Source organism: Halobacillus sp. Marseille-P3879 (genome assembly GCF_900240285.1).
Lineage (GTDB): Bacteria > Bacillota > Bacilli > Bacillales > Halobacillaceae > Halobacillus_A.
On sequence record NZ_OESS01000002.1, the window covers coordinates 126,554 to 137,233 of the forward strand.

The following is a 10,680-nucleotide window of genomic DNA, read 5'->3' on the forward strand; positions in this document are numbered from 1 at the left end:
GGTAATGAATAAAAGACAAGTTGGTTTGCTCGTGATGGCATACGGAACGCCTTATAAAGAAGAAGATTTAGAGCCGTATTACACCCATATCCGCCACGGCAGAAAACCTTCAGAGGCAATGCTGCAAGATCTGCGGGACCGCTACGATGCGATTGGCGGTATTTCCCCTCTTGCTCGTATTACAGAAGATCAAGCGACTGCTTTGCAGGATACATTAAATGAAGAACAAGACGAAATTGAATTTAAGATGTATTTAGGACTTAAACACATTGAGCCATTTGTGGAAGAGGCCGTGCAGCAAATGGCTGAAGACGGCATCCAGGAGGCTGTCTCTATTGTCCTGGCGCCCCATTACTCGACATACAGCGTGAAGTCATATAACGGACGGGCTCAGGAAGAAGCTGAAAAGCATGGTATTTCTATTCGTTCCGTCGAAAGCTGGTACGACGCTCCTGGTTTTATCGACTATTGGAGTGAGCATATTCTGGCAGAGTACGAGAAAATCCCTTCACATGAAAGGGAAAATACGTGCTTGATTGTTTCAGCACATAGTCTTCCTGAGAAGATTTTAGAAGGCGGCGATCCGTATCCGGAACAATTAAAGCGGACAGCACAGCTAATCTCAGAGGAAACTGGCATCACACAATATGAAGTTGGGTGGCAGAGTGAAGGTAATACGCCGGATCCGTGGCTTGGTCCTGACGTTCAGGATCTAACAAAAGATCTTTTTAATGAAAAAGGCTATCATTCCTTTGTTTATGCACCGGTTGGATTTGTATCGGATCATCTTGAGGTCCTATATGATAATGATTATGAGTGTAAAGTGGTTTGTCACGAAATCGGAGCTGATTATTATCGCCCGGCCATGCCGAATACCCATCCTAAATTTATTCGCACATTAGCTGGTGTCGTACTTGCTAAGATTGAAGAGCAGGTATAAATATGGAACGAAAAAAAGTGGTAATAGCAGGCGGCGGTATCTCTGGATTAACTGCTGCCTATTATTTACAAAAAGAAATACGTGAAAAGCAGCTCCCAATTGAGGTTGAACTTTATGAAGCGAGTGATCACTTAGGCGGGAAGATCGATACTGTTAAGCGGAATGGCTTCACTATTGAGCGGGGGCCGGATTCCTTTTTAGAAAGGAAAAAAAGCGCCACCCGTTTAGCGCAGGAGGTTGGACTGGAGGACAAGCTGGTTCCTAATGGAACAGGCCAGGCATACATCCTCGTAAAAAACAAACTTCACAAAATGCCGAGCGGATCGTTCATGGGAATCCCGACTAGAATCCGTCCCTTTCTTTTTTCTGGTCTTTTCACTCCAGCAGGTAAATTAAGAGCCGCTCTTGATCTTGTAAAACCAAAACAGGAAATAGAAGGTGATCAATCATTAGGATTGTTTTTTAGAAGACGTCTTGGAAATCAAGTCGTTGAAAATCTAATTGAGCCCTTGTTATCTGGGATTTATGCCGGTGATATTGATGATCTAAGCCTGCTGGCTACATTTCCTAATTTTTATCAATTAGAGCAGGAGCATGGCAGTTTAATTAAAGGTTTAAGAAATACCATGCCTAAACCTTCGAAAAGCAAACAGAAGCCAAGCATGTTCCGCACCTTTGAAGATGGACTAAGTTCGCTCGTTGAAGCGGTGGAGGTACAGCTCGACCCATCCTCAGTACACAGGAACAAAGGGATAGATCATATTGAGAAAAAAGATGAAGGCTATCATGTCTTATTGAGTGATGGAACTGTAGAAAAAGCAGATGCCGTGATTGCGGCTGTGCCTTATTTTGCAGCTCAGCGCATGCTTTCTCAATACGGGTTCATGGATAATCTAAAAGAAATGAAAGCAACATCTGTAGCAAACGTAGCGATGGCCTTTGATGCCGCGGCAATCAAAAAAGATATCGACGGTACGGGATTCGTAGTCTCTCGTAACAGTCGTTTCCGTATTACAGCGTGTACGTGGACCCACAAAAAATGGCCTCATACCACACCAGAAGGCAAGGTAATGCTCCGCTGCTACGTAGGTAAACCTAATGATCAAGAAGTCGTCGATTTGTCGGACGAGGAAATTACTGAGATTGCATTGCAAGACCTGAATCAGATTATGAAAATTGACGCACAGCCTGATTTTTCTATCGTCACAAGATGGCGTAATTCGATGCCGCAATATTCCGTGGGGCATCAAGATCGTATAAAACAGGTAACCGAAAAAATGAGAGATGAACTGCCAGGTGTTTATTTGGCTGGCGCTTCCTATGGAGGAATTGGACTGCCGGACTGTATCGACCAGGGTGAAGCTGCCGTCGAGAAGGTCCTTAAACACCTGAACCCCTAACTGCTGCCCCCTGCAGCAGTTTTTTTCTTTTTTATCTGTGTACCGGGTACAGCTTCCTCTATTTGGTGTACCTGGTACCAAACAATTCAATTTTCTCTTGCATCTTTTAAATTCTATTAGTATGATTTGATATGAAAACGATTTCAAAATGTGGCTGAAACAGGGGGAGTTAAAATGGCTACTATTGAGGATGTGGCCCGGCTGGCAGGTTTGTCACGGACTACGGTATCTCGGGTGATTAACGATCAACCCTACGTCACGGAAGAGAAAAAAGAAAAGATTATTGAGGCAATGGAGCAGTTAGGTTATGTACCTAATTCTTCGGCACGCCGATTGCGCAGTCAACGTACAGAAACAATTGCTGTACTGCTTCCTCGGGTAACAAATCCGTTCTTCGGTCATTTAATAGAAGCCATGGAGCTCAAAGCTTCTGAATACGGATACCAGGTGATCGTTTGTCAGACACATGATAAGAAGCAAAAAGAATTGGATTATTTGCAGCTGCTTAAAACGAAGCAAGTCGATGGCGTGGTGATGACTTCATTGGCGAACCAATGGAAGGCTATTGAACCGTATCTGGAGTCAGGGCCGGTTGTTCTTTGTAACGAATACATGGAAACGGAGCAGGTATCTATGGTTCACATTGATCACCGGCAGGCTGCTTATGATGCAACAGTTCATCTAATAGAACAGGGATGTAACAGAATTGCTTACTCAACGGGTTCTCAAGAAACCCATATTACTGATCAGCGTAAACAAGGCTTTCTGCAGGCGTTAAACGACTATAAATTGGTTTTTCCAAAAGAGCTTGAAATTAACGGTGCTCTCGATGTAAAAGATGGACAACAAGTGTTTTCCTTTTTGCAACAGCAAGCCCAAAGAGTCGATGGTATATTCACGGGGTCAGATGAGGTGGCGGCCGGCATCATTTATGCAGCCTCTGAATCTGGATGGAAAATTCCGGAAGACTTGGCGGTTATAGGTTTTGATAATCAGATGATTTCATTGCTTATGGCGCCGGCGATCACAACCATTCAACAACCTGTAGATGAGATGGCGAAGAAGACCATTGAAATTCTAGTAGGCAAAATAAAAAGTGAAGAATACCGACTTGAGAAGCAATACGTTTATAATTATGAACTGCTTAAACGAAAGTCCACTGAACGATTAAATATAAAGGAATCCGCTTCTACATAAAAGAGGCGGATTTTTTCATAAAAAAAAGAGCAGCGCCGATGCTGCTCTGGAAAATTAAAAGTTCAAAAACGGTAGAGATGTGGAATACTATGATTAACGGGCAGGGTGACTGCATTCATCGCAAACATTACCATAGCAGTCAGCTTGCTCCTGAATTGCATGGCCGCATTTTGTACATTGCTTTTTCGGTAGGTTTCGGAAAAATTCAATGACGTTCATCATATGACATCGCCTCCATTAATTTATTGTAAAACCATTGTATTATAACAATATTCAGAATTCAACCATCTGTTATAAAACAATTTAAAAATGGGTAAAAAGTATGGTAAGGAGTGAAAAAATGCAAGTAACTGCGATTGGATATTGGGGTGGATACCCAGCTGTTAACGGTGCTACATCATGTTATCTATTTGAAGAGGAAGGTTATAACTTATTAGTGGATTGTGGAAGCGGAGCCCTCTCAAAGCTGCAGAAAAAAATAGGTGTAAAAGATTTGGATGCCGTGATCTTATCCCATTATCATAAAGATCACACAGCGGATGTAGGAGTTTTGCAATACGCTTGGCTTGTACAAAATTCGATTACTGATTCAAGTGATGTCCTTCCAATCTTTGGTCATGTACAAGATGAAGGAGGCTTTCAATCTCTGACACATCAATTTACAGAAGGAGTAGCTTATGACCCTGATGAGGCTTTACAGCTTGGCCCGTTTACGATTGAATTTTTACAGACCAGGCACCCTGTTCCTTGTTACGCATTGAAAATCTGTAGTAGTACAGGGGAAGTCGTTTATACAGCTGACACGAGTTATTTTGAAGAACTTTCTGCTTTTGCCGGCGGAGCCGATCTGCTGATTACCGATACGAACTTTTATAAAGGAATGGATGGCAGCGGCCCTGGCCACATGACAAGTGAAGAAGCAGGAACTATCGCAGCAGACGCTGGAGTGAATACTCTGTGGCTCAGCCATTTGCCTCATTTTGGTGAGAGGAATCTTTTGCTACAGGAAGCTGCAGATGTCTTTCATGGTCACATTGAGCTGGCTGAAGAGGAGTTAACATGGAAATCAAACGCTGAATAAATTGTGAAATAACATCGAATTTTATACAATATAAGTTAGAGTGCTACTGTGAAAGGATGAGACGATGTTATTTATAGACCACGAAGGAGTCAATGATCCGCGTATAAATTTAGCAATTGAAGAATATGCTTTGAAAAATTTAGATATAAATGAAACCTATCTGCTTTTTTATATTAATAAACCATCTATTATTATTGGTAAAAACCAGAACACTGTCGAAGAAATTAATACTAACTATGTAGATGAAAATGGTATTCATGTAGTACGCCGATTATCAGGCGGCGGAGCTGTTTATCATGACCTCGGCAACCTGAACTTCAGCTTTATTACGAAAGATGATGGTGACAGCTTTCATGATTTTGCAAAATTCACGGAGCCAGTGACACAGGCATTAAATAAGCTGGGTGTAGCTGCTGAACTTTCCGGCCGCAATGATATTGTGGTTGATGGACGTAAAATTTCAGGCAATGCTCAATTTTCCACTCGCGGAAGAATGTTTAGTCACGGCACATTGATGCTGGATTCAGAAATTGAGAATGTGGTGTCAGCACTTAATGTGAAAACAGAGAAAATAAAATCAAAAGGAATAAAATCGATACGCAGTCGTGTGGCGAATATATCGGAATATCTTGAAGAATCGATTACGATGGAAGAGTTCAAACAGCTGATCCTGCGTTATATCTTTAATGTAGAAGACGTAAAAGATGTTCCTCAGTACAAATTAACAGAAGAAGATTGGACAAAGATCTACCAAATTGCTGATGATCGCTATCGGAATTGGGAGTGGAATTACGGTAAATCTCCGAAGTTTAACATTCAACAGACGAAGCGGATCGAAGGAGCCGGAAGCTATGATATTCGGCTTGATGTTTCCAAAGGCTATATACGAAATGTGAAAATCTACGGCGATTTCTTTGGTGTCGGAGACATATCTGAAGTTGAAGAACGGCTGATAGGCGTAAAGTATGAGAGAGCATCCATTGCTGAAGCGATTGAAAACGTGGAAATCTCTCATTACTTAGGAAAAATTACTAAAGAAGACTTTCTCGATATGATTTATTAATTAGACTACCAGCAGATTAAAAGTCTGTTGGTTTTCTATTTCTCAAGAAATTTTGGCCATATGCTGTTAATATTGATGTCTTTCCTTACTGTTGCACAATAATTGACAGTATTTTATAATCAAACTGTATATTTTTTAAATAAAAAATGAATGACTATTCATTCATAATAAGGGGAAGGGGAAATGGAATGAACTTAAGTGAGCAGTTGACACGCACTGCCGAAAGTGACCCGTTAAAAGAAGCTTACATATTTCAAGAAGAAAGTGTAAGTTACCGGGAATTTAACGCATCTGTTACTAAATTTGCTTCGAAGCTGACTAATTTAGGCTATGGAAAAGGGGATCATATTGCATTAGTAAGTGGGAATAGTCCTCTGTTTATGATTGGTCTGTATGGTTCGCTTCGTGCTGGAGTCACAGTTATTCCGATTAATCCAACGTATACGATTGAAGAGATGGGTTATATCTTAAAAAATGGGGACGTCAAAGGTATAATTACGATGGATCTTTTAATGGAGAAGTTTGAGCACATGGATTCAGATTTATCCATTCAGGATTATTTTGTCGGACATACAGGGGGAACTGCGGAAGAATCAAAATTAAACAGAAAAATGAAATCGTTTACAAAAGCAATCGAGGAAGGCGATTTAAACTATGAACCTCCCCAGCTTGAACAAGACGATGTAGCTGTTATCTTATATACTTCAGGAACAACTGGCAAACCAAAAGGGGCTATGCTGACTCATAAGAATCTTTACTCGAATGCTGCTGATGTAGCGGATTACCTTGAGATTTCAGCAGATGACCGTGTCATCGCGACTCTTCCAATGTTTCATGTGTTCTGTTTAACTGTTGCTTTAAATGCCCCGATTGTAAATGGAGGAACGGTATTGATTGTGCCTAAGTTCTCCCCTCCAGAAGTGTTTCAAGCCGCGGAACAGCATAAGGCAACGGTTTTTGCAGGTGTGCCGACCATGTACAATTATCTTCTGCAGACAGGGGAAGATAAGGTTCACACATTTGAAAATATGAGGATTTGTATTTCAGGGGGCTCTTCCCTGCCTGTTGCATTATTAAATGACTTTGAGAAGCATTTTAACGTCCGTGTTTCAGAAGGTTATGGACTCTCCGAAGCTTCACCGGTAACCACCTTTAATCCGTTAGACCGGCCTCGTAAGCCGGGTTCTATTGGGACAAATATTAAGAACGTAGAAAACAAAGTAGTTGATGAGCTTGGGGAGGAGGTGCCAAATGGTGAAGTTGGGGAGTTAATTGTGCGGGGCCCCAATGTTATGAAAGGGTATTATAAACTTCCTGAAGAAACCGCTGTTACTATTCGCGATGGCTGGTTGTATACAGGGGATATGGCACGACGGGATGATGAAGGCTATTTTTATATTGTAGACCGCAAAAAAGACATGATTCTAGTGGGCGGTTATAATGTCTACCCTCGGGAAGTAGAGGAAGTACTTTATAATCACCCGGATATTACGGAAGTGGCTGTGATTGGAGCGCCTGACCCTCAAAGCGGAGAGAGTGTAATAAGCTTTGTCGTTTCCTCTAACCCCGCTCTTCAGGAGCAAGAGCTGAAAGAATATTGCAAGGGTTCTTTAACGAAGTATAAACAGCCAAGTCGAATTCATTTTATGGAAGAGCTGCCGAAAAATACAACAGGAAAAATTTTAAGGAAGAGTTTACGGGAAAAGCTGGCACAGCGCTGATTTTTGCTTATATGGGGAAGTACTTATTGCCATAAGCTGACAACAACGCAATGTTTTGCGGAACACCGCAAAATCTTTTCGGTGAAGTTGGAAAGTAGATATATTACAATAAGAATCAGATAAGCGATCATGCTTATTTGTTACACACCATTTATGATTCGGTTTCATAAGTGGGTCAGTAATGTACGTTACTGATGAGTGGTGTGATAGAAAAGGCGAGAGCTTTTTCTCACATTAATTCCCTCACTCAAAAGTTAACCAGTCGTCTCTTTGGCCAATGCTCCTCCCAGAGCATTGGCACTTTTTTTATTTAGGCTTTTGGTAGGTAATCATGAATTCTTCATTTGTTAAATAAAAGTCCCTTTCCGGCCGTTGAGGGAGTAAGTGAAGTCGATCCAGCTTATGATAGCTGATTCGTTTATACGGATCTAAATCAATGGTAGGAGCTTCACCCATCTGATTAATGTATAAGTCAACGGCCTGCTGAACCATATCCATTTCTTTAGCGAGATCATAATCCTCTTCTTCAAATAATTCATACGTTTCTTTCGACATATAATACCTCTTCTTCGGAATCCCCGCGATATAAGGGGAAAGCAGGTCATAATCAATGGTTAAGTCCTTGTTAATAATAACGCTTAGCGGTACTTCGTTTGGTTTTTTTTCAGCATACGTGTGTATAGCTTTACGGACATCATGGATGGATAAGTCCATTAATTTCAGCGGAGCTTTTTTCTGCGGTGTTTTCTTTTTTTTCCACATTAATATTCCTCCTTATCCGCTTACGGAAAGTGCATATTTTTAATAATTATATCAGACGGTTAATATTTTTTAAGAATTTTTAGACTTTTTTATCGGAATTTGGTAAATTAATAGAGGTAAGGTATAAAACAGCTTTAGTAAGCTGTCTATTTCAAATGGAAGGGTGTTGAAAGGATTGGACTTGATTTATAAAAAAGAATATGAAGTAAATCCGAGAACAATGGCACTTGTAGCAGGTTACGATAGTCAAGGGCAAATTATTACAGAAATTGTGGAATACGATCAGCGTTTTTATCTATCTGATTACCCCGGTAAAATCGTTGATAATTCATGTCGTTATTTTGCCAGTAGTTTAGAAGGACGCATTTCTGGTACTAAGCAGGTGGCAGGCTTCACACACAAACCCCCAATTGTTATCTCCCAAACCATGGGCATGTATTTCTTTCCTATTATTTCCCCTAAACGTAAAGAATGTACCTGGATTGCTCATAAGTATATTCGCTCTTATGAAGGAGAAATGGATCATTCAACGACGATTACATTCACTAACGGCGGATCTATTAATGTGCCGGTTTCAGTCGGTATGATTTCAAACCAAGTCCAGCGCACAGCACAATTTCGTTTCACCCTGGAAGATCGTTTGAAGAATTCAATTCCACCGAATGACGTTGTCGCAGAGAACTATGCATAAGTTCAAGTATAATGGTTTCTACTTTTTTTCGTATGGCTGGATTAAAGTAATTCCGTTTTTCCTCATATCCATGAGCCAGGAATAAGAACGAAGTAAACGACTCGTTACGCCCTGCTTCTATAACCTGGATTTTTTGGGCATCCATTTGGGCTCTTAATGCTTTTCTTTCCTCTCTTGCTGTAAGCTCCATTTTTCCAAGCAGCTCCATATAAGGTTCTTTAATTTTAAATTCCCCAAGCTGAAAGTGCTTCCTGTCTTGACGGATGACTACGATTGCCATCGATAAGAAGAGATATCGCAAAGCTGTTTCTAATTCATTCTTTTTTAACTGACGCATACACTTCTCCTCCGAAAACGAACGTTTGTTCTATATTATACCACGTTATTCTTACGCATATGCAACCAATTTTTGTCGATTAAAAAATTATTCACGTGGGAAAACTGGATAACAGTGGGAAAGTCATGTGGTTTTTATTAAAATAGAACTACAGAAAGATTTGCTTGTCTGCGATAAGGGGAGCCGTTATGAAGCTGGGAATGATTGATTTAGACGAGATTAAATATATGGCTGAAAATGATCGTTTATTTGAATACGCAATTGATCAACTAGAGCAGCTCGAACGATTTGGACCGTTACCTGGTATTTTACTGCCGCTTATAGAGGCGTTTTTACCGATTTTGCCGCTGGTGGCTTTTGTGCTTGCGAATTCAGTAGTGTATGGATTGTTTAAAGGATTTCTTTATTCTTATATTGGGGCTGTTACAGGAGCGGTACTCGTATTTTTGCTATCTAGAAAGCTTGGCCAGCAGCGCTTTTTTAATTTTGTCAGCCGTCATAAACAGGTGAAACGCGTAATGAATTGGGTGGAGGAGCATGGTTTCGGTCCGTTGTTTTTACTTATGTGCTTTCCTTTTTCGCCATCTTCTATTATTAATGTAGTATCCGGTCTATCTAACGTAAGCCGCCAGCAGTTTATTTTGGCAGCGGTTCTGGGCAAATCTGTAATGATCTTTACAATTGCCTATGTTGGCAGCAGTATCGCTTCGTTTGCTCAAAACCCTGTTAAATCAATTTTTGTCGGTGTCTGCATTTTTTCTTTCTGGATTGTTGGTAAATTGATTGAAAAAAGAATCCAACGTTCCTCAAAAGGACGGGTTTATCGCAGCGGTTAAAAAGGTCGATGAACGGGTAAGGTGTAATTAGTAACCTACCTGGAGGAAATCAACATGAAAAAATATGGGAAATTTGCTATGCTCGTCTTTGCAGCATTGATTGTAGCATTTGTATTTAAAACTTATTTGTTTGCAAGTTATATAGTTGATGGAGAATCAATGGAACCAACGTTGCACGATGGAAACTTACTAATGGTCAATAAGATCGCTTATGATTGGCAGGACATGGATCGAAGTGATGTTATTGTATTCCATGCTAATCAAGAAGAGGATTACGTAAAACGCGTCATCGGTTTACCCGGAGATGAAATTTCTTTTGAGAATGATACGCTGTACATTAATGGAGAAGCCGCAGCCGAACCTTATTTAGAACCCTTAAGGCCAAACGATGGAGAAGTCTTTACTGAGGATTTTACATTAGAAGAAGTAACGGGGGAAAAAGTGGTTCCTGAAGGCAAAATGTTCGTCATGGGGGACAACAGGCGTGATAGTTTAGACAGCCGTTCGTTTGGATTTGTCTCAAAAGAGCAGATTGTAGGGAAAGTAGATATTCGGTACTGGCCATTTTCTCAAATGGCTGTGCAGTTATAAACAAAGCCGCCTCGCCCGGGCGGCTTTGTTGCGTAGTCTGCTTCTGTGTGTATAAGTAAAG

The 10,680-nt window shown here is 40.7% G+C and carries 12 protein-coding genes; 9 read left to right on the plus strand and 3 right to left on the minus strand.

Going from position 1 to position 10,680, the window contains the following annotated elements; genetic code table 11:
- Positions 1-4: 4 nt before the first annotated feature.
- The 3 genes from hemH to C1A12_RS08390 all read left to right on the plus strand — a co-directional run bounded on the left by hemH (position 5) and on the right by C1A12_RS08390 (position 3,537).
- Positions 5-940 (plus strand): ferrochelatase, encoded by a 936-nt coding sequence (hemH, locus tag C1A12_RS08380; protein WP_101843429.1) that lies wholly within the window; start codon positions 5-7, stop codon positions 938-940.
- A gap of 2 nt (positions 941-942) precedes the next feature.
- A complete protein-coding gene (gene hemY / locus C1A12_RS08385) occupies positions 943-2,340 on the plus strand; it encodes a protoporphyrinogen oxidase (RefSeq protein ID WP_101843430.1) in 1,398 nt (465 codons plus the stop codon).
- A gap of 174 nt (positions 2,341-2,514) precedes the next feature.
- Positions 2,515-3,537: a LacI family DNA-binding transcriptional regulator gene (locus C1A12_RS08390; protein WP_101843431.1), complete on the plus strand. Its 1,023-nt coding sequence runs from the start codon at positions 2,515-2,517 to the stop codon at positions 3,535-3,537.
- A gap of 93 nt (positions 3,538-3,630) precedes the next feature.
- Here C1A12_RS08390 and yhfH read toward each other — a convergent pair whose 3' ends face one another.
- Complete coding sequence (gene yhfH, locus C1A12_RS08395; protein WP_101843432.1) at positions 3,631-3,759, minus strand: protein YhfH; 129 nt, start codon at positions 3,757-3,759, stop codon at positions 3,631-3,633.
- Between the two features lie 118 nt (positions 3,760-3,877).
- On the opposite strand from yhfH, the gene C1A12_RS08400 reads away from it, so the two are divergent.
- The 3 genes from C1A12_RS08400 to C1A12_RS08410 all read left to right on the plus strand — a co-directional run bounded on the left by C1A12_RS08400 (position 3,878) and on the right by C1A12_RS08410 (position 7,402).
- Positions 3,878-4,618 carry an MBL fold metallo-hydrolase gene (locus C1A12_RS08400; RefSeq protein WP_101843433.1) on the plus strand — a complete coding sequence of 247 codons (741 nt, stop codon included), beginning with the start codon at positions 3,878-3,880 and terminating at the stop codon, positions 4,616-4,618.
- Between the two features lie 64 nt (positions 4,619-4,682).
- On the plus strand, positions 4,683-5,681 hold the full coding sequence (locus tag C1A12_RS08405) for a lipoate--protein ligase (protein WP_101843434.1): 999 nt from the start codon (positions 4,683-4,685) through the stop codon (positions 5,679-5,681).
- 188 nt (positions 5,682-5,869) lie between these two features.
- Positions 5,870-7,402: a fatty acid--CoA ligase family protein gene (locus C1A12_RS08410; RefSeq protein WP_101843435.1), complete on the plus strand. Its 1,533-nt coding sequence runs from the start codon at positions 5,870-5,872 to the stop codon at positions 7,400-7,402.
- A 306-nt stretch (positions 7,403-7,708) separates the two neighbouring features.
- Here C1A12_RS08410 and C1A12_RS08415 read toward each other — a convergent pair whose 3' ends face one another.
- On the minus strand, positions 7,709-8,164 hold the full coding sequence (locus C1A12_RS08415) for a DUF3939 domain-containing protein (RefSeq protein WP_101843436.1): 456 nt from the start codon (positions 8,162-8,164) through the stop codon (positions 7,709-7,711).
- A gap of 175 nt (positions 8,165-8,339) precedes the next feature.
- Between C1A12_RS08415 and C1A12_RS08420 the strand changes: the two genes are divergently transcribed.
- Positions 8,340-8,855: a competence protein ComK gene (locus C1A12_RS08420; protein WP_101843437.1), complete on the plus strand. Its 516-nt coding sequence runs from the start codon at positions 8,340-8,342 to the stop codon at positions 8,853-8,855.
- Here C1A12_RS08420 and C1A12_RS08425 read toward each other — a convergent pair.
- Positions 8,788-9,192, minus strand: a complete 405-nt coding sequence (locus C1A12_RS08425) for a hypothetical protein (RefSeq protein ID WP_101843438.1) — start codon at positions 9,190-9,192, stop codon at positions 8,788-8,790. The two genes, C1A12_RS08420 and C1A12_RS08425, sit on opposite strands and share 68 nt — an antisense overlap.
- A 188-nt stretch (positions 9,193-9,380) precedes the next feature.
- On the opposite strand from C1A12_RS08425, the gene C1A12_RS08430 reads away from it, so the two are divergent.
- A complete protein-coding gene (locus C1A12_RS08430; RefSeq protein WP_200816574.1) occupies positions 9,381-10,028 on the plus strand; it encodes a TVP38/TMEM64 family protein in 648 nt (215 codons plus the stop codon).
- Positions 10,029-10,082: 54 nt separating this feature from the next.
- Complete coding sequence (gene lepB, locus C1A12_RS08435) at positions 10,083-10,619, plus strand: signal peptidase I (RefSeq protein WP_101843439.1); 537 nt, start codon at positions 10,083-10,085, stop codon at positions 10,617-10,619.
- Positions 10,620-10,680: the final 61 nt, after the last annotated feature.

Coding starts and splice junctions, on each gene's coding strand:
- hemY (WP_101843430.1), top strand. CDS start 943: ATGGAACGAAAAAAAGTGGTAATAGCAGGCGGCGGTATCTCTGGATTA.
- C1A12_RS08415 (WP_101843436.1), bottom strand. CDS start 8,164: ATGTGGAAAAAAAAGAAAACACCGCAGAAAAAAGCTCCGCTGAAATTA.
- C1A12_RS08405 (WP_101843434.1), top strand. CDS start 4,683: ATGTTATTTATAGACCACGAAGGAGTCAATGATCCGCGTATAAATTTA.
- lepB (WP_101843439.1), top strand. CDS start 10,083: ATGAAAAAATATGGGAAATTTGCTATGCTCGTCTTTGCAGCATTGATT.
- hemH (WP_101843429.1), top strand. CDS start 5: ATGAATAAAAGACAAGTTGGTTTGCTCGTGATGGCATACGGAACGCCT.
- C1A12_RS08390 (WP_101843431.1), top strand. CDS start 2,515: ATGGCTACTATTGAGGATGTGGCCCGGCTGGCAGGTTTGTCACGGACT.
- yhfH (WP_101843432.1), bottom strand. CDS start 3,759: ATGATGAACGTCATTGAATTTTTCCGAAACCTACCGAAAAAGCAATGT.
- C1A12_RS08410 (WP_101843435.1), top strand. CDS start 5,870: ATGAACTTAAGTGAGCAGTTGACACGCACTGCCGAAAGTGACCCGTTA.
- C1A12_RS08400 (WP_101843433.1), top strand. CDS start 3,878: ATGCAAGTAACTGCGATTGGATATTGGGGTGGATACCCAGCTGTTAAC.
- C1A12_RS08425 (WP_101843438.1), bottom strand. CDS start 9,192: ATGCGTCAGTTAAAAAAGAATGAATTAGAAACAGCTTTGCGATATCTC.
- C1A12_RS08430 (WP_200816574.1), top strand. CDS start 9,381: ATGAAGCTGGGAATGATTGATTTAGACGAGATTAAATATATGGCTGAA.